This is a genomic window from Tichowtungia aerotolerans (genome assembly GCF_009905215.1).
Classification (GTDB): Bacteria; Verrucomicrobiota; Kiritimatiellia; order Kiritimatiellales; family Tichowtungiaceae; genus Tichowtungia; species Tichowtungia aerotolerans.
The window spans coordinates 3,804,126-3,823,523 of sequence record NZ_CP047593.1 but is presented as its reverse complement, the minus strand read 5'-3'; the positions used below and the strand labels follow the sequence as shown (position 1 = coordinate 3,823,523).

The window sequence follows — 19,398 nt, the reverse complement described above, 5'->3', positions numbered from 1 at the left end:
ACATGCAGACTCTTGTCATCGATATCGGGAATACGAGTACTTCGCTTGGTGTGTATCGCAATGGGCGGGTGACACGTGTGCAGCGGACGCCATCTAAAACTCCGGCTCTCGAACTGAAAAAAATCCCGGAGCGTGCCGTGGTGGCCTCGGTTAAACCCGGTGTGAATGCCCGCTGGAAACGCTTTCTGAAACAGCAGGGAGTTCGCGATGTTCTGTTTGTGAGTCATCAGTTGAATCTTGGCGTTCCGGTTACTTATCCAAAGCCGGAGCGGATTGGTGCGGACCGTTTGGCCGATGCCAGCGAGGCCGCCGCGACCTTCGGTGCGCCGGTGGTCGTTTGCGACTTCGGCACAGCGCTTACGTTCGACATCATTAAAAAAGATGAAGGTTATGTGGGCGGAATTATCTGTCCGGGGCTTCCGTTGATGTTTGATTATCTTTCCGAGAAGACCGCACAGCTGCCGCACATCAAGCCGGTGAAAACATCGCGTGTGATCGGAAAGAGCACTGCCGAAGCCATGCGCATTGGCGCGCGGATCGGGTATCGCGGCATGGTGCGCGAAATTATCAATGAGCTGAAAGAAGAGCTGGGCAACAATACTCAGGTCTGTGCGACCGGCGGCTTTGCCGGGTGGGTGCTTCAGGGTTTTGACGATTCCATTACGATAGATCCGTTGTTTACCCTCAAAGGTGTCGGGCGCATCGGGATGCTTAATCAGTAGCTGACAATTCGGTCGTTGTGGCAGGCTTGAATCGTTGAGCCGGGCGGAACGGCCAGGAAATTCTCTTCGTTCCAGTTTCCGTTGATCAGATCGTTGATCAGTTGCATGTCGCCCGGAACTGTTTCAAGCTTCCAGTCGTGTTCTGCGGTTTTTTCTTTGGCGGCCTGCAGCATGGATTCCGGTTCCACTCCCATCGGAATCCACATAAAACGGCTGTAGTTTTTTGTCCCGTTACAGAGCGTTTCATAGAGATATTTCGCGTTGTCTTCGCCGTATTGATCAATCAGGTCCTCCATCGACCTGTTCATGCCGAGCTGCTGCTGGACGGAAAGATCGGCCAGATCACCGGAGGTTTCGCCGCGTTCCAGCCAGCCGCTGGTCAGGAAATAGGTGCCGGGGTTGGCATCGAAGATTTCCCGGTAGCGTTGACGGCTTCCGAGAAACAGTGTGATGCAGTCATGGGCACGGGGAAGGATCAGAGGGCAGGTGCGGGCGGTGATGCCTGCCACTCCATTGTTGCAAAGACCGTAGCCGAGCAGAATGGCGTCATAGGTATCATCAGGGACGGTATCAATGACTTCCTGAACCCGGGCCGGCATTTCGCCGGGCGGTAAGTCGTGCAGACCTTTCGGCAGAAACTCTATGTCGACGCGATGCGGGCTTTTTGCAACGGCCGCGCACATTTCGCGATAAAAAATTTCACAGCTGATCAGTTTCAGAATCATGACTTTCCTTTTAGCAGGAGCCCGATAAAGAACGGTCCGCCGAGCAGGGCGGTGATCAGTCCGGCGGGCATTTCGACCGGCGCGAGCAGGGTGCGGGCGAGTCCGTCGCAGGCAGTCATGAAGAATCCGCCGAACAGAATCACTGCCGGGAGCAGTTTGCGATGATCGGCGTTGAAAAGCTTTCGGCAGATATGCGGGACCATTAGGCCCACAAATCCGATTGGACCGCAGAACGCCACCGCGGCGCCGGTCATCAGCGATGCGGAGAAGAACAGCAGTTTGCGGGTGCGGTCCACATTGACGCCGCGCGCTCCGGCGATCTCATCACCGGTCAGCAGCAGGTTCATTTCGCGGGTCAGCAGTCCGCAGACCGCCAGCCCGGCGATCGTGAATATGGCTAGATGGATCGGGGTTTGAAAGCCAATGACAGAAAACCCGCCCATCAGCCAGCGGATCATCCGGAAGGTTTCGCCGGCGTCGCTGAAATACTGGATCAGCAGGATCAGGCTGGAGAAGAAAAAGTTCACGGCCACTCCGGCCAGCAGCAGTGTATTGGTTGCAAAGCCGCCTTTGGCGCGCGCGAGGCCGTAGACCAGGAAAACAGCGAGCAGTGCACCGAAGAAGCCGGCCAGTGATGTTGCTGCAATGCCGGTCAGCGCAATAACCGGGCCGAACCGCATCCAGAGCGCCGCGCCGAGCGCGGCGCCGCCGGAAACGCCGAGTGTGAACGGAGTGGAGAGAGGGTTGCGGAACAGCGCCTGAAAAATCATTCCGCTGGTCGCCAGCGCAACTCCGGACAGAAAGGCGGTCAGTACTCGTGGAATTCTGAGCTGAAGCAGAATCTCGGTGTTCGGAATTCCGGTGCTTCCCACCATTGGGAAAAGCAGCAATGTGCCGAGGGCCATCAGAATCAGAATGGAGAATTTCAATTTCATGATTCCGTGGCCGGTGCGAGAGTTTCTGTGCGGATGAAGGTGGTTTCGAAGAGCTGTCTGAGCGGTTCAGGCTGGATGAGGTCCGTGGGGAGGCCGTCGAGCAGGAGTTGCCCATCTTTGATGGCGACGATGCGGTCGGACCAGTGGGCTGCGCTGTTAAGGTCGTGGTTGACTGCCACTACGGTTGCTCCGCAGTCGGTGTTGATTTTTTTGAGCAGCTGCATGACTTCAGACTGATGTTTCCAGTCGAGAAAGGTGGCGGGTTCGTCGAGAAGCATGATCGGCGTTTCCTGAGCGAGAGCGGCGGCGATGTAAACTTTTTGCCGTTCGCCCCCGGAGAGAGTGCGCATCAGGCGACCGCGGAACGGCCAGGTGTCTGTGACATCCATCGCACGTTCCACAGCTTCGATATCTTTTTTTTGAACGGGCACGAGTGGCGAAAGGTATGGATAGCGGCCCATCATGACGAAGTCATAAACGGGCAGGGGAAACTCCATATCATGGGTTTGCGGCACGTAGCTGATCGTTTTCGCCAATTGTTTCGAGTCGGCTTGCGAGCATTCCTGTCCGGCGATTTCTATGCTTCCTTTATATGCGTACATGCCGAGCAGGCAGCGCATGAACGTGCTCTTCCCCGCGCCGTTGGGGCCGATGATGGATACGTATTCTCCGGACTGCACGGTCATGCTGATGTCGCGCAGAATCTGTTTCCCGCCGAGCGACAGATTCAGGTTATTGGTCTGGATGACTGCATTCATGAATTGCTTTGGTGAAATCTTCGAGAAGCAAACCAAATCGGGGGCCGGGGATAAAGGCGTAACTGTTGGTCATTAGAATTGCATGGTATGGTTCCCACAATTGGGAAACCCGAGGGGCGAGGTTGGGGGCAATATCGATAATGAGGTCGGGCTGCATGGCGTGCAGGCTTTCGGGCGATATTTCCGGATATTTGACCGTGGTCTGTTCGCAGGCGTTGGTACCGCCTGCGAGGTCGATGAGGTCGTCGTAGAAGGTGTGGCGTGCGGCGACATACATGCGGGTCATCTGTTCGTCGTGTCCGATGCAGACCAGAACCTTCGGCCTTTCAGTTTTTCCAATGGTTGGAACTTGTTGGATCTGTTTTTCCAATCCTTGGAAAATTTGATGGGCTTTTTCTTCGGCGCTGCAGGCTTTGCCGATGATGAGAATGGATTGCATGATTTCTTTAACGCGCTCGTGAGGGACGCCTAGGAAATCAACCCCGAGTTGTTTCAGCTGTGCGGCAATTTCCTTTTGTGAGTCGAGGCCGATGACCAGATCGGGCCGGAGCGAGAGAATCATTTCCCAGTTGGGGTCGTAGGTGCCGCCGACGTGTGGCTTGTTCCGGGCGTCAGGAGGCCAATTGCTGTAGCGGCTGACGCCGACCACCTGATTGCTCTGTCCAAGCGTATAGAGGATTTCTGTAACGTTCGGTGCAATGGATACGATGCGCCGGCTGCTGCTGTTGGAAGACGCCGTGCGCTCCCCGCATCCGGCCAGAAGCAGGATGAAGGCGAGGAGCGCTGTGAGTTTTCCAAACATTGGAGCCATAGCATGGCGGCTTTTTATCAGAATGTCAGGCTTAGGCCGGCTTTATAGGTCCGTTCGGGTGCAGGGTAGTAACCGCCCCACGATACAAGATAATTGTATTCTGTGGCAAAGATGTTGTCGATGCCGGCAAATACGGTGGCTTCGATTTTATCAGTCGGGAGCTCGTATTGCAGGAGCAGGTCAAAGAGTGCGTATTCGGATTGATGGTTATCGCCGGTATTGGAGTTGTCTCCGGACTGAAACATGGAGCCGAGGTAGCTCATATGGGTGTGGAGTGTGAGATCATCGGTCACAAACAATGCCAGGTTGATATCGAGCTGGTGCTGCGGAACCCACGGAATTTCATTGCCTTTGTTTGCTCCTGCTGCAAATTCGGATTGCAGCCAGGTATAGTAGGTGTTGAGTGCGAAAAGTTCATGGGTGTATGCCGCGGATAGTTCGAGTCCGCTGTGCGTGGTTTCTTCAAGGTTTACATTCTGATAGGTACTCCAGTCCCATGCGATTTCGTCTTCCATGTCGGTTCGGAACAGAGTCGCCTGCAACATTATATTACTGGCGGGCAGATATTCGACGCCGATTTCATAATTCATGCCGGTTTCAGGTTTGAGGTTTTTGTTAAAACCGTCGGTTCCGTACCCGGAGTAGGAGATCTGTTCGTCAAACGATGCATAGCGGTAGGTTCGGTCGATTCCGGCGAATACTTTGACAGTATCGGTCGGGAGCCAGGTGAGGGCTGATTGCCATGCATTCTCCCAATCTGAACTTTCTTCGTCAAATAAAGGTGCGCCTGTTTTTTGTTGAGCTTTCAGTTTGTTTTTTTCCATTCGCAGACCGCCACTGAGCAGGAGCTGATCTGTCAGTTGAAGCGTATCGGCAACGTATCCGCCGATGGTCGTCCGTTTAATTTCGGTATCCGTCCAGAGTGCAGAGCGGGCTTTGTCATAATATTTCTGAGTGTCGAGTGTTTCTCTTTTCAGATCGATTCCGGCAATCAGTTCATTCTCCAGTCCGAAGGCCGGGGTCAGGATTGTGAATTTCGGAGAGAGGGTGTACGTGTAAAATTTATAGTCGTAATAGGTAAACCATGAGGCTATGTCGGCTTCGAGGTCTTTCTGAGAAATGCCGCCATCGAGATTAAAAATCAGGTCCTCAGTCAGAAGTGCATCGACTCCCGCCTGAAGGTGGATGAATTCCTCTCGGGCGGCATCGTCTGGATTTTGAGCCTGTTTTCGGCTTTGTACAACGAGATTGGTGAGAGCACCGGGAAGCTGATGCTGTTCTTTAACTGCGGAGATCTCTGTGTATGCACTGACCCGTTCGTTGATGTTTCCGCTCAGACGGATACTTCCTGATGCCGAGTCGTAGGCGGATCGGTCGCGATAGCCGTCGCCGGACTGATGGCCGAGGGTGGCGACGTAGCCCAGTCCTTCCAGTTTCCCGGAGGTGGTCAGGCTTTGTTCATATTTTTCGTCACTGGCAAACGATGCGGAGAGGGTGGTCGCAGGGATTTCTGACGGCTGTTTTGTGATAATGTTAATGACTCCGCCGACTGCGTGATCGCCGTAAAGAACCGAGTTGGGGCCGCGGATGACTTCGATCCGTTCGACGGCCTGCATTGGAATCTGACACCAGTTGATGGTTGCCATATCGGGCCGATTGAGTTTACGTCCGTTCAATAATACAAGAGTTTTCTGGTGGGCAGCATCGCCGCCGAAGCCGCGCAGATTAACCTGTGCCTGTGACGGGGTGTCTGAAATTCTGCTGACAAACACTCCTGCCTTTTTCTGAAGGGCTTCCGGGATGGACGTGTAATGTCCTCGTTCCAGATCTTCTGATGTGATGACTGACGGGTTGTTGGCAATAGAACGTATGGGGGCTGTGTTGCGGGTTGCTGTGACGACGACGCGCGCTGCATCCAGCGTGTTTGTTGTTTCGGCGAAACCGCCGAGCGTTGCGGCGCAAATAGCCGCTGTGATGATCTTGTTCATCGGATCCTTTCTGTCCCTTGCGCGGGGACGGGTTCAGGTTGGTGCAGAAAGGACGGTGCTCCGACTTTACGGTTGCGCGACAGCGGCTGAGTTTCACAGCACTTTCCCGGCGTTTCTGCGTTAAGGCTACGGAACGTAACAGAACGGAACAGAGCATCAAGAACAAAATTTTCAGGCAGACAACGGCGCTTTAGCAGTATTGTTTTATATTATGAGAGGTGTTAGGGCAGGGGAGAGGTCGGGTAGCAATATTAGAACATTTTTTGTGATAGGGGGTTTCGGTCTGGCGGAGTCCACCTGTCAGATTAAGCGTCAGTTAGCGTGAGGAGGCTCGGGGAACCAGTTCAACAGGAAAGGTGTGGATTCCGCTTTGGATGGACTCATTGAGTAAGACGTTTACAACATGAAGTCCGAGCTCTTTTTTCGGCATGAGTATGGAAGTGAGCGGTGGAGACCAGTATACCGATGCCTGAATATCATCGCATCCGGCCAGCCGGATGTCGGCTGGAACGGAAAGCCCGGCTTCGGTCAGCGGGAGCCAGGCCCGAAGCAGCTGAATGTCCCTCATGGCAACGATAGCGTCAGGTTTTTGTTTGCTCAGGAGCTTTTTGAATTCTTCGGCATCGGCCGGGTTTTCTTCTTCGCCGAAAAGCGTCCAAACGGCATCGGTTCCGCAGGAAAGGCCGTGTTTGCGGAGCGATGCCTGAAAGGTTTTGCGCAGAACGTTGCGATTTCGTGCCCATGAGGAGGAACGGGGTTTTGCCGGGCGCCAGTCAAGCATGACGATTTTTTTGCACCCCTGTTCGACAAGGTGGTCAACGGTGAGTCTGGGGGCGGACGCAAGGTCAAAGTCGACGCAGTAGAAATGCTTGTCGGCCAGTTCGGGGGGGCAGAAGAGTACGGTTTTGATCTGTTCGTCTTTGAGTATTTGAAGGTGTTTCGCTGTCGGGTCGACTGGGATCAGGACGATACCGTCGACTTTGCGTTCGATCAGGTTTTTGAGGTAGGTTTTTTCCGTTTCGATGTTGTCGAGCGAGTTGCAGAGGATCAATTGGTATCCGGCTTTCAAGGCAGCTGTTTCGATCGAAACCACGACTTCGTTGTAAAAGCCATCTGTAATGCTCGGAGCAATAAAAGCAAGGGTATTGGATTTTCCGGTTTTAAGGATGCGGGCGCCATAGTTTGGCTGGAAATTGTTTTTTCGAACGGCTTCGCGAACCCGTTCGGCCGTTTCGGCCTTGATGCCGTATTTTTCATCTTGTCCGTTCAGCACGAATGAAGCGGTGGTGATGGATACCCTGGCTTGCTGCGCAATATCTTTAATGGTTAATTTGCGTTTTTTGTTTTTCTTATTCATGAACTGCAGGGTAGTTCTTAACCGACAGCAGGTAAAGTGTTTTACTTATAGGGAAATTCGGGTTGTTGGTAATGACCAAAGCCGGTTTCTGATCGGACTGCTGCCTTAATCAGTTTGTCTCTCTGGTGATGTTCAGTCGGTAAAAACCGGTGGTGTTCGTTGGCTGTGTGCTGAATACCAGATATTCGTCGGTATCGCTTTTCTGCGAATTACAGTTGGTTACGTTTTCCCATTCAGCCGGGGTTAGCTGGATTGTTTTCTGCAGAGTGCTGGTTAGTTGTGTGTCATCAGTGCGTGCCATGTAGGTAATGGCGGGTCCGGAAATAATGTGAAGGTCCGGAGTGGATGCCGGATCGGTTGGATTGCTTCCTGTTGCATATTCGATCAGGTTGACGTTTCCATCACCGTCGCTGTCAGCCAGAGTGCCGCTGACAGATTCATCGTTTGCCTTTTCACCGAAATTTTCAACCTGCCAAGCATCGAACGGCAGGCGGTCCCAGGTGGCGTTTTCTTCGGTTGCTGCCGAAAAAATATCGATGGATTTATCTGCGATCCCATCGTCCCAGACGTAGTGGGATGTATTGCATTCTTTGCTGAAAGCAAAGTGGAATACGGTTCGAATTGCGCTTTTAGGACGATCGTATTCGGTCAGGGCGTCATGAAATAAAAGAAGTTGTTTGTAGCGGTTTGTTTCGGTGTCGAAATAGCTGCGCTGATAGCCGCATTCGGTGATCCAGAACGGTTTGGTGGTCCCGACTCCGGGAATGCTCAGCGTATCGTCAAGATCCTCATGAATTTCTGCAAGTGTGGTTTGTTCGTTAAAATCGATAATATTCGGATAGATGTGCATTCCGATGCCGTCAACATATTGAAGATAATTTGCACTGTTGGTCTGCATCGGATGTGAGCCGTGCATCAGTTGCAGGGTCAGGGCCTGAGAAACCAACCCGCCTTTAACTCTGGCAACCCAGTTCGAATTCATTGAGGAGGCCCCCACCATACCGCATGTGATCATCTCCGGGACTCCACCGAAATATTCCTCATTGAGATCGCTTACGGTTTTTGTGAGTTTTGCGACCTTTTCGATGCCGGCACGATATTGGCTAAAGGTGCTGTTATTCCAGTCCGTGTTTTCATCAATCCAGTATCCGCCTTCAACAAGGGGGAGATCCCCGTTGAATGCATTCCAGTTGATTTCGTTGAACATTTCAATCGCATCAATCGTCGCATTGCTGGCGATCAGAACATCAAAAAAACTGCGGATGTAACTTTCTGCCAGGTTGAGATCTATGTCAGACAGTCGGTAGCTGTCCCATTGCGGTTGTCCGGCGGGATCACTCCCCGGGCGTTTTTCGGTTCCCTGCGGATAGAACTCTGAGCGTCCAGCTGACAGCTGGAGAAGGACCTTAATTCCTCTTTCATTGCAACGTTTTATGTGGGTTGCTTTTGTGGCGAATGCAGAGAGGTGTGTCAGGCGGATCCAGTCGGCCCCGGCGTCTGAGAGTGCATCAATAATGTCTAGCTGTTTTGCCATCCGGTTGGTATCGGTGCTGTCATAAGCCCACGCCAGCTGCTGTTCACAGGCTCCGAGATCATAGGTGTGCTGTGCGGTTATATTCAGCGAAAAGGAGATGGCTCCGTTGTTGGTGCTTTCGACAATCTCGGTCAGATAGCGGTTATGAAAGCCGCTGATACTAAAGGTTATTGAGTTGCCGGTAGAGCCCCCGGTTGTTCCGGTGATGAGTTCGTAGCTGCCGGGCAATACGTTGGTTGTTCCGGTAATGTTGATTGTTGCGCTATTGCTGTACCAGAATTTCGGGGCGATGATCGGTGCGATCCCGTTATCGTCAAAATTCAGGTCGAGTACGCTGCTGTTTGCCAGCAGAAGAGAGCTGCCGAGCTTGAAAACAGGTTCGCTTCCGGTAACAGTCAAACGTCCGGATGTGTGGAGATCGGAAGAGGTGTCGTTCCGCCCGATTTTCAGGAGAGCGGTGGATATGGTTGATGAACCGGAAACCGTCATGAGGGCATTGCTGGCAGTGCCGGCCTGATATCCGACGGTGATAGCGGACAAAACGTCCAGCAGTCCGTTTTCCACGTTGATAGAAGACCGTCCGGTGCTGGTTGTGTCAGTTAGTACGTAGAGATTGTTCAGGTAGGCCGTTCCGGGGGAGGTGGCGCTGCCGATTTGAAGTCGACCTTTTGTGCTTGTGGGGCCGCCAAGCCTGATCGATGCGATGCGGTTGTTGGGGAACCCGATTTGTCCGCCGTTTTCGATGGTCAGTTGGCCGTCCCCCAGGCCGTTGTTCCATAGTCCGACGTCGATACCGAAAACGCTTGGAGTGTAAAGGTTTCCGTTGACGATCAGAGTTCCCGGACTGTTGGCTCCAATAAAAATCCGGTTGGCTTCGGCGGAAGTTCCCTCCTCGATGGTGCATGTCTTGTAAGCGGCAATCACTGCGTTGTCTGGGTCTGTGGCGTATGGGGTTCCGTACGTCCAGTTTGTCTCTGCATTCCATGTCCCTGAATAAGGGAGAAATGAATTGTTGGCGGCGAAGGCAGTTGCCGAGAGAAGGCTGAAAAGTACACTTTGAGTTAATTTTGACATGATCGTTTTCTCTGTGAAATAACCCTGTTTTTCTAAAATAATTTAGCCGGTGTGTCAAGCCGGAACGCATCGGGGGTCTGGGCGGCGGTGATTCCCTTTGATCTGCAAATCTGAAACAGTTTAGTTTTTCGTTGACTTTGGTTCGGAGGAAGAGTTTTATGAACGGTATGAAAATAAAATCATGTGCAGTTAAATGGCTGGTTTTCGGCGGGTTCTCTGCCGGTGTTTCAGCGTCATGCAGTGCTCTGCAGTGTGCGGAACAGCCGAATTTTATCATTATCATGGCAGATGATCAGGGATATGCTGATGTTGGATTTCAGGACAGTCCGGATATTGTTACGCCGAACATTGATCAGCTGGCAGCCAAGGGACTCGTTTTTGAGAACGGCTATGTATGCCATCCTGTGTGCGGCCCAAGCCGGACCGGCCTGATGACCGGTCGTTATCCTCATCGTTTCGGGTTGCAGGTTAACACGCCGTTTTCCCAGACGGATGAGGACTGGGGAGTGCCGCTTGAGCAGCGTTTTTTTGCACAGGATCTTCGGACCGCCGGATATCGCACCGGTGTGATCGGCAAGTGGCATCTGGGCGCCACCGAAAAACATCACCCGAACAACCGCGGGTTCGATTTCTTCTTTGGATTTCTCGGCGGCGGCCACAACTACTGGCCGGCCGATTACAAGAGAATGCGTGACTGGCAGTTTATGAACGCGAAAAAAGATCAGCCGGCGGTATCCCCGAATCCGGAGGCTATCAGCTATATGCTGCCGATTCTTCACAACCGGGAGTATGTGGAAACAACCGGCTATCTTACGGACATCTTTTCCGATGAGGCTGTCGACTTTATTGATCGGAACAAAACGCGGCCGTTCTTTCTGTATCTGGCTTATAATGCCCCGCACAAGCCGCTCGAAGCCAAGCCGGAGGATCTGGAAAAATTCAGCCATATTCAGAGTGAAAAACGCCGCAAGTATGCTGCGATGATTTACGCCCTGGACCGGGGGGTCGGACAGGTTCGTGACAAACTGGAAAAAGAGCGGCTTCTTGATAACACGATGATCATTTATCTCAGCGATAACGGCGGGATTGTTGAAAATCCCGAGCTGGCCAGTAACGGACGGCTTCGCGGACAGAAGGGGGAAACCTTTGAAGGCGGCTGTCATGTTCCGTTTGTGGTTCATTGGCCGGCCAGGCTGAAGGCCGGTCGTACGGATGGAATTATATCTTCGTTGGATATTTATCCAACGCTGCTGGCTGCTGCCGGCCTGCCGGTTCCGACGGACCGCAATCTGGATGGTTTCAATCAGCTTCCGTTTCTGCTGGGGCAGGCTTCCATGTCTGCACGCGACGGTGTGTTTGCCCGCCGTTGGCTCGGCCGGAATCATACGGTCGGCGTGCGCGACGGCGATTGGAAATATGACTTTGTTTCACAGAGCGGTGAAACCGGCCTGTTTAACTTGAAAACAGATATCGGCGAGAAAAACGATTTGAGTGCTCAATATCCCGAACAGCTTCAGAAAATGACAGCGATGCAGGACAAATGGAATGCTTTGAACACACCGCCGAAGTGGATCGAGCCCGGATGGTACTGGCCGGAGCATAGAGAGCATGCTGTTCAGGTCATCCTGAGTTTTGAAGAGGAAATGGCAGCGCATGATGGGTCGCTGAAGGAGTAGAGTGAATGACTGATTTAAAGAAGCCGGTTCCACTAATTCTGGATACAGATATCGGAACCGATATGGATGATACCTGGGCGCTGGCGATGATTCTCAAATCGCCGGAGCTCGATTTGAAGCTGGTGACCACGGTCGCCGCCGATACTGCCTATCGTGCCAGGCTGGCCGCGAAAATGCTGCAGCTTGCGGGGCGAACCGACGTGGCGGTCGGCATCGGGCCGGCGAATGACGAACATGTCTGCTATCCGCAGCAGCCGTGGGTTGAACACTACAGTCTGGCGGATTATCCCGGACGGGTGCATGACGATGGCGTGCAGGCTCTGATTGACACGATTCGCAATTCGCCGGATCCGGTTACGGTGTTGTCGATCGGCCCGATGACCAACCTGGCGCTGGCGCTGGCGCGGGCTCCGGATATTGTGGAAAACTCTCGGGTTGTCGGCATGCAGGGCTCTGTGTATATGGGGTACGACGGCACGGAGGAAACAGCGGCGGAATGGAATGTATATCTTGATCCAACCGCTGCGCGGACGGTTTTTTCCAGTGATTGGAAGATCACGCTGACTCCGCTTGATACGTGCGGGCTGGTTGCGCTGTCGGGCGCTCTGTATCAGAAACTCCGGGCCGGTACAGATCCGTTGGTGCGGGCCATCCTGGCCAACTACAGGTACTGGCTCGAAGAGAAACAGAAAATACACGAACTGCCGGCGCATACTTCGGTGCTTTATGACACGGTCGCAACGTATTTGACCTTCAGCGAAGAGTGGTTGGAAATGGAGGAACTGCCGTTGGTGGTTACGGAGGATGCCTGTACCCGGATTGATCCGTCCGGGAAAGCCATCCGGTGTGCGACGGCCTGGAAGGATCTCAGAGCCTTTGAAGAGTTTCTCGTAAATCGTTTGTTGCACGGTGAAACTGTTCCGGGGAATATTCGGCAACCCGTTCTGGTTTGATTACAGAGGAATGAATATGAAATGCTTTGTTTTATTTATGTGTGTTTCCATCCTTTTAGGACGTTCCCTCGCGCAGGGGGAAACGCTTAAGCTGGGAATTAACCGCACCAACCTGGCCTGGGTGGAAAGCAAAGAGCGGCAGTTTGAAATTCTGGATGAAATCCATGCTCTGGGCGTGAAGAGCATCCGGTTGGCGATGCCGCTGCCGCACCTGCCGACGTATGAACACATTCGCTACTGCAATAAGCTGGGTGTGGATGTGGTTCTGCTGGTTCTCAGTCCCGAAAAGGACATTTATTTTGATCCCGGCACGCCGATCCGCGACGGCGACGATGAGGTGATTTACGACCTTCCGCCACTTTCTGAAATCAATGAAGATCAGTTTCTGACACTGTTCCGCTATTACATGGTGACGCTGCGCGAAGGCCGTTTGAAGGTGGAGGCCGTTCAGTTGTTTAACGAGCTGAACTGGGCGGCGTTCAACGGCGATCTTCCGTTGGTGGAAGGGGGTGCATTCATTACCGATGAGAATTACCGCGACTATGAATTTGTTGGACAATGGGCCGCGGGAATCCGCAAATACCGATTAATCCTCAAAGAGGCGCGGCGCATTGTTGACCAGGTGTTTGAGAAAGAACCGCAGTTGAAACCGAAGCTGGTCACCTGCGGATATGCGCGCCCGGATGATCAGTTTCTTGCGAAAGTCAGCGGCAGCGTAATCGACCCGTCTTTGTTTTTGGATATTCTCGGCGGTCGCCATTCGCTGGCAGGCAGCCGTGATAATGCTTTTCGGTATGCCGACGGGGTCGGTGTGCACATGTATCCCGAAAAAATGGATCTTGACCCGGGAACCGGCGTGGAGACGGCCTCTTATTATATTGAGAAAAAGCTGAAGCCGTTGATCCGGAATGCGGGCAAAGATAAGCCGATCTATATTTCGGAATGGGGTTATGCCGGCTGGCTGAACAATGTCAAGCTGGCCGAAGAAGATCGACTGAAACAGTTCCGCATTTTTATCCGTGCGCTGGAAAGCAAACCGTTTAGTGATCTGACCTTTGGTGAAATTATGCTGTTCGATTACGACATCATGCCACCCTTCAGTGTGTATCAGGACGGAGCTTTGACTCCCGCGGCCCGTATTTTTGAAGACCGCTTTGAGAGGAATAAAAAGTGAGCGACAAAGCAGAACACCACATTACCAAACCGGAAGACCGCGTCGCCCGACCGCGCAAACTGGCATACGGCAGCGGAATGATTAACTACGGCCTGATGGTTAACTCCTACTTCCAGATGGTGAATCCCATCTTTAATGTGGTGCTGGGGATGAATCCGGCCGTGATTGGTCTTATCACCGCGGTTTCCCGCTTGTGGGATGCAATCACCGATCCGGTTATGGGAAAGGTGAGCGACAACACCCGTTCGCGGTTTGGCCGTCGGCGTCCGTGGATTCTGGCCGGGTCTCTGTTTACCGCGATTGCCTTTGCTGCAATCTGGTGGTTCCCCCGAGAGTACTCGGATGCGTTTTATGTCGGCTGGCTGATTGTCACCACCTTGTTTTTCTATCTGGGCGTAACCGTCTTTTCTGTTCCCTATTTTGCGCTGGGCATGGAAATGAGCCCGGACTATCACGAGCGTACACGCATTGTAGCCTATCGCGATTTCCTCCAGCCGATCGGGGCGTTTCTGGCGGGCGCTCTGATCTGGTTCTGCACGCGCAGTGTCTTCGACGACAAGATTGAAGGCATGCGGATTGTATCTCTCGGCGTGGCGTTTATTTTTGTCGTACTTGGCATCGTTGCCTCTGTTTTTCCCAGGGAACATCCCTATGCAAAGCAGTCGGCAGCACAGGAAAAAATCAGTCTGGTTCAAAGTGCCAAACAGACGCTTCGCGTGAAACCGTTTCTGATTCTGTGCCTTTCTACGGCGATTCTCCTGATGGGAGCCACCATGGTCGGTCCAATGGGCTACTACATCTGCGTTTACTATATGTACAGCGGTGTTGAGTCTGAGGCGGCCGGTCTGATTATGTGGGGGCAGGCGGCGTACTGGCTGACCAACATCATGATGGTGCCGGTGATCACCTGGATCTCCACCAAGATCGGCAAAAAGAACACCGTGCTGGCATTTATTGTTGTGGCGTCTGTTGCGTCGCTCTCCAAATGGTGGCTGATCACGCCGGCCAATCCGTGGCTCTCGCTGATCCCGCTGATGTTCATGGGGTCGGGTTTCATTGCCTCATCGGTCATGATCAACTCGATGCTTCCGGACTCTGTGGATGCGGATGAGCTGGAAACCGGAACCCGGCGCGAAGGCATGTTCAGCGCCGTTTACGGCTGGTCGTGGAAGGTTGGTCTTTCGATGGCGCTCGGCGTGTCCGGTTTTCTGATTAACCTGACCGGCTACGATGCGGAGCTGCCGGAGCAGACCGCGGACGCCATTTTGAAGCTGCGGCTCTTCGACCTTGGTGTGCCGGTGATCGGTTTTATCACCGGATTCATTCTGCTGATGAAATATCCGATCACCGAAAAAGATGCTTATGACGTGCGAGCCAGACTGGAAGCGGATCGAGGTAATATTGATGAGGAGAAAAACGATGTTTAATCGACGCAGATTTTTAGCGCAGATTGGGCTGGCAGGAAGTGTTCCGTTTGTACTTTCAGCATTCGGTGAAGAAACCTATCAGGATTATGTCGAAAAAGTTCTCGGCTTCCGTAAAGCCCGCCGAGATCCGAAATGGGTGGACGGATCCATGTGGATCAATGCCGCCGATTTTTCTGATTATGGCGGCTGGGTCTACGATACGCAGTTTGCGCACCTGATGGGGTCCGGCGTTCTGCTGGCCGCCGGAACCGGGCGACCGGTCGAAGATGCGAAAATGATGTTTACGATGCCGGAAGCAAAGCCGGTTCGTATCTGGGTACGTGCCCGCAACTGGGACCGTGCAACCAGGCCCGGGCGCTTTCAGGTGGTGCTGAACGGTAAAAAACTGAATCGGGAATTCGGCGCTGCTGACAGCGACGAGTGGATTTGGGAGGATGCCGGGATTCAGGAACTTTCTGCCGGAATGCATTCGCTGGTTCTGCATGATTTGACCGGCTATTACGGACGCTGCGATGCCATTCTTCTAAGCGAAGATCCATCCTTTGTCCCTCCATCCGGTGTGGATGAAATGAAAATACTTCGGGCTCGTCTTATGCAGCTTCCGGAAAAGCCGAAAGATGGTGGTTCATTCGATTTGATTGTTGCCGGTGCCGGACCGGCCGGCGCTCCGGCCGCACTTGCCGCCGCACGCCTCGGGCTGAAGGTCGCGCTGGTGACCGACCGCCCGGTTCTGGGCGGGAATGCCAGTCTGGAACTGGGCGTGAATTTTAACGGTGCCGACCAGCACCATCCCAACGCCCGCGAAGGCGGTATCTGTGAAGAAGCCACCCGCATCCGGGCCCGGTTTGACGCCAAGGAGATGAGTCTGGCTTTCGGTCGTCTCGCAGATGAGGAAAACAATCTGACTGTTTTTAAGAACAAGCACATCAACAAGGTTTACAAAACCGGCTCGATTATCGATGCGGTGGAGGCATTTGATGTATGCACCTATGAAACCGTTCGCCTGAACGGAAAAATGTTTGTGGATGCCACCGGTGACGCGTGGCTCGGTTATTATGCTGGGGCGGATTACCGGCTTGGGCGCGAATCTCAGAGCGAGTACGGCGAAAAATATGCGCCGGCGGTTGCCGATAATGTGACCATGAGTGGCAGTCTGCTGGCTGGCCCTAAAGGCACCTTCTGGCTTACGGAACGAACCGGGGTGGACGTTCCTTTTCAGCGTCCGGCGTGGGCCTATGATTTTCCGGCCAATCCCGAATTCGGACGGAGTCTGAAATGGTTCCAGACCGGCGACTGGTGGTTTGAATATGATGGAAAAATGGACGATCTTTACGAAGCCGAACAGGCGCGCGACGAACTGTTGCGAATCTATTTCGGCATGTGGAACTGGATTAAAAACACATGGGAACGCCGGGATGAAGCGCGCAGTTACGAGATGGAGTTTATTCCGCCCTGGTTTGCGAAGCGCGAATCCCGCCGCCTGCTGGGCGATCATGTGCTGACGCACCCGGAGGCCCTGCGCGTTGAACCGTTCGAAGACGCGGTTGCCTATGCCGGATGGGGCCTCGATGTGCATCATCCTAAAGGCGTTTTTTCCGGCAGAGAGGGCCCGTTCATGTGCGTGGATCATATGCCGATCAGCCTGATTCCATACCGTTGCTGCTACTCTCGAAATGTTGACAACCTGCTGATGGCCGGCCGCAACATCAGCGTATCGCACGTTGCGCTGGGCCATGTGCGCGTGCAGTCTACATTGGCGACAGTGGGGCAGGCCGTTGGAACCGCCGCGGCGCTGGCAGTGAAATACGGAATGACGCCGCGCGGTATCGGGCAGAGCCGTTTGAAAGAGCTGCAGCAGACTCTGCTCAAAAACGACCAGTGGTTTCCGGGACTGAAAAACGAGGACTCGGCCGATCTGGCCCGCACCGCGGTTTGCTCGGCATCCAGTGAGCAGGCGAGCCGTCCATTTGATGAAGTGGCCGGAGATCTGACCGGAAAACCGGCGGAACTGACCAGCGGGCGTGGCTGCATTATTCCGTGGGAAAAAGGAAAGAAGCTTTCTTCTCTGCTGGCGCTGATGGAGTCAAAGGCCGGGGTCGGGCAGCGCGTGAACCTGCGCATCCGCGCGGCGTCCGGTCCGCAGGATACGTCGTCGAGGGAGGATCTGCTTATCAAGTGGGGGCAGGTCGAGCCCGGCCGGCACTGGGTCCCGTTCCAGATTAATCAGTCATTTGATGCCGACTACCTGTGGGTGATTATTGATAAGCTCGATTCGGTTTCATGGTTCCTTCGTAAAGGGACGGTTGACGGCGGGGCGCGTACGTGGGGCAGCGACTGGAAATGGAGCAGTATTCCCGGCGGATCGATGATGCTGTTTACGGACGAAGAACTGGCCGCCGGCGGGAGTTCACCGGCATCTGCGGCCGTGAACGGCATTCCGCGTCCGTCGGAACAGTCGATGAACCAGTGGGCCAGTGCGGCGGATCAGCCAATGCCTCAGTGGCTGCAGCTGGATTTTGAAAAAGCGGCTTCGATTGGTCGGGTTCAGCTGACGTTCGATACCGACCTGAACTGCCGCAACTTTGATACGCCCGCTTTTCCGGCGCAGTGCGTGCGCGACTACCGCGTCGAAGTTGAGGAAAACGGTCGGTGGGTGCCGGTCGTTGAAGAGAGAGGCAATTTCCAGCGCCACCGTATCCACACGTTTACCGCTCGGCGTACTTCAAAACTTCGGGTCTGGGTGGATGCCACGCATGGCGATAGGCAGGCGCGCATTTATGAAGTCCGCGTTTACGGATCATAAATGAATACACTGAACAAAGCCGGAAAAATGATTTGACCAAACGGCTAAAATAATTTAGAAAAAAGGGTGATGTTAAATTGCATACGAGTGTGGTTGCGGATCCCCGGAAAGGAGAACAGAAGATGAGAAGAGTCATTGTATTGATAACAGCATGGTTGTGTTCACTGTCCGTTTTCGCGGCAAACAACAGTTTTGTTCCTTGGGCAGGGGACTGGAATGATACCGCTAACTGGACGCTGGGGAGTGTGCCGGATGATGCCGGAACGTACGGGAATCCGGTGGTGGTGAACGGTTCAAAAACCTGCACGATTCAGGCGGGTACGGATGCAACTGCAACACGCGTGTTTGTCGGCGCGTCGGCACCGGGAACGCTGATCGTAAAAGGTACTCTCCTGTATTTATGGAACACCGAAGGGCTTCAGCTGGGCTATTGGACTGCCGGGCATGGAACCGTGAAGGTTCTCGGCGGAACGATCGGAGCCGAAAATAACCGCAAATTGTTGTGTCTTGGTACAGACAATGATGACCATGGAGTATTGCAGATTGGTGACGAAACGGTCGGAGGAATCGGTTATTTCGCTGACGTGAAAGTGAATTCAGATACGAATGGAGTCAGCCTGATTGATCTGCAAGGCGGCGAATTGGATGCTGATAATGTTTTGCTTGGAGATGTTCAGGGAACGGCGGATTCAGTGAAAATGTTGGTGAGTGATGCTGCCACGGTGAATGTGAATACATTGTTGGTCGGGGTGAAAGACTATGTTACTGCCGCCGAAATGACGGTTAATGGCAGTGAGGCCCAGCTCAATATTTCCTCGTATGTGACGTTGGCACGTGACAGTCGGATGAACTTTGTTTTTGATGACAACGGGGTGTCTACAGTGAGTGCCAATAAGTTCTGGTACGATTGGAATGCGGAGATCAACATCACGGGAACGGAAAACGTCCAGTCCGGCACGTATGAATTAATCGTTGGTGCAACAGGCGGTTCGATGAACCAAGGCATGCTCAAGTTCAACATCGACACCAACTCGTTTGCTGCGGGCACAACCCTGAATCTCATTCACGATACGGATGGACGGGATGCCGTGCTGCTTGAAGTCGATTCCCCGGTTATTCCTGTAACTCCCGAGATCGGTGATATTACCGTGGACACTGAGGGCAGCGATGCGGTGGTTTCCTTTAATGGTGCTTCCGGCCATTCGTATGCTTTGCAGCGGTGTCTTGATCTGACCGATGGAATCTGGAGCAATATTGTCACCGGTATTACCGGGGCCGGTGGAATGCAAACGGTTAGCAACAGCATGTCCCCGACGGCATCTTTTTATCGCATTGTCTCCGAATAAATTACGGATGCGGAAAGCGGCATGTTTGTCCATGAAGTGCCGCTTCCGGTTTTTCGGCGACGTGATTTCCGGCGGATACATTTCATCTAATTGATGGGTTTATATCGGGTTGTCG

General features: G+C 53.4%; 14 protein-coding genes and 1 riboswitch. Of the genes, 7 read left to right on the top strand and 7 right to left on the bottom strand.

Annotated elements, in window-relative coordinates; genetic code table 11:
* The first annotated feature begins 2 nt into the window (after positions 1–2).
* Positions 3–722 (top strand): type III pantothenate kinase, encoded by a 720-nt coding sequence (locus GT409_RS15595; RefSeq protein ID WP_160629976.1) that lies wholly within the window; start codon positions 3–5, stop codon positions 720–722.
* Here GT409_RS15595 and GT409_RS15590 read toward each other — a convergent pair.
* From GT409_RS15590 to GT409_RS15560, 7 genes are all read right to left on the bottom strand, one after another.
* The gene (locus tag GT409_RS15590) at positions 716–1,447 is read right to left on the bottom strand and encodes a DUF1638 domain-containing protein (protein ID WP_160629975.1); all 732 of its coding nucleotides are present in this window, start codon (positions 1,445–1,447) and stop codon (positions 716–718) included. The two genes, GT409_RS15595 and GT409_RS15590, sit on opposite strands and share 7 nt — an antisense overlap.
* Positions 1,444–2,382: a FecCD family ABC transporter permease gene (locus GT409_RS15585; RefSeq protein WP_160629974.1), complete on the bottom strand. Its 939-nt coding sequence runs from the start codon at positions 2,380–2,382 to the stop codon at positions 1,444–1,446. Before GT409_RS15585 ends, GT409_RS15590 begins: the two co-directional genes overlap by 4 nt.
* Complete coding sequence (locus tag GT409_RS15580) at positions 2,379–3,140, bottom strand: ABC transporter ATP-binding protein (RefSeq protein WP_160629973.1); 762 nt, start codon at positions 3,138–3,140, stop codon at positions 2,379–2,381. The genes GT409_RS15585 and GT409_RS15580 overlap by 4 nt, the downstream gene beginning before the upstream one ends.
* Complete coding sequence (locus tag GT409_RS15575; protein ID WP_160629972.1) at positions 3,115–3,951, bottom strand: ABC transporter substrate-binding protein; 837 nt, start codon at positions 3,949–3,951, stop codon at positions 3,115–3,117. The genes GT409_RS15580 and GT409_RS15575 overlap by 26 nt, the downstream gene beginning before the upstream one ends.
* A gap of 17 nt (positions 3,952–3,968) precedes the next feature.
* Complete coding sequence (locus GT409_RS15570; protein WP_160629971.1) at positions 3,969–5,939, bottom strand: TonB-dependent receptor; 1,971 nt, start codon at positions 5,937–5,939, stop codon at positions 3,969–3,971.
* A 45-nt stretch (positions 5,940–5,984) separates the two neighbouring features.
* Positions 5,985–6,060: riboswitch (adenosylcobalamin-variant (AdoCbl-variant) riboswitch) on the bottom strand.
* 195 nt (positions 6,061–6,255) lie between these two features.
* On the bottom strand, positions 6,256–7,296 hold the full coding sequence (locus tag GT409_RS15565; RefSeq protein WP_160629970.1) for a LacI family DNA-binding transcriptional regulator: 1,041 nt from the start codon (positions 7,294–7,296) through the stop codon (positions 6,256–6,258).
* 109 nt (positions 7,297–7,405) lie between these two features.
* On the bottom strand, positions 7,406–9,904 hold the full coding sequence (locus GT409_RS15560) for a hypothetical protein (protein ID WP_160629969.1): 2,499 nt from the start codon (positions 9,902–9,904) through the stop codon (positions 7,406–7,408).
* Positions 9,905–10,071: 167 nt separating this feature from the next.
* On the opposite strand from GT409_RS15560, the gene GT409_RS15555 reads away from it, so the two are divergent.
* From GT409_RS15555 to GT409_RS15530, 6 genes are all read left to right on the top strand, one after another.
* A complete protein-coding gene (locus GT409_RS15555; protein WP_160629968.1) occupies positions 10,072–11,580 on the top strand; it encodes a sulfatase family protein in 1,509 nt (502 codons plus the stop codon).
* A 5-nt stretch (positions 11,581–11,585) separates the two neighbouring features.
* Positions 11,586–12,533, top strand: coding sequence for a nucleoside hydrolase (locus tag GT409_RS15550; RefSeq protein ID WP_160629967.1), 948 nt, complete (start codon positions 11,586–11,588; stop codon positions 12,531–12,533).
* Positions 12,534–12,549: 16 nt separating this feature from the next.
* Positions 12,550–13,707 carry a hypothetical protein gene (locus GT409_RS15545; protein WP_160629966.1) on the top strand — a complete coding sequence of 386 codons (1,158 nt, stop codon included), beginning with the start codon at positions 12,550–12,552 and terminating at the stop codon, positions 13,705–13,707.
* Positions 13,704–15,134 carry an MFS transporter gene (locus tag GT409_RS15540; protein ID WP_160629965.1) on the top strand — a complete coding sequence of 477 codons (1,431 nt, stop codon included), beginning with the start codon at positions 13,704–13,706 and terminating at the stop codon, positions 15,132–15,134. The genes GT409_RS15545 and GT409_RS15540 overlap by 4 nt, the downstream gene beginning before the upstream one ends.
* On the top strand, positions 15,127–17,937 hold the full coding sequence (locus tag GT409_RS15535) for an FAD-dependent oxidoreductase (RefSeq protein WP_160629964.1): 2,811 nt from the start codon (positions 15,127–15,129) through the stop codon (positions 17,935–17,937). The genes GT409_RS15540 and GT409_RS15535 overlap by 8 nt, the downstream gene beginning before the upstream one ends.
* A gap of 122 nt (positions 17,938–18,059) precedes the next feature.
* Positions 18,060–19,283 carry a hypothetical protein gene (locus GT409_RS15530; RefSeq protein ID WP_160629963.1) on the top strand — a complete coding sequence of 408 codons (1,224 nt, stop codon included), beginning with the start codon at positions 18,060–18,062 and terminating at the stop codon, positions 19,281–19,283.
* Positions 19,284–19,398 lie beyond the last annotated feature (115 nt).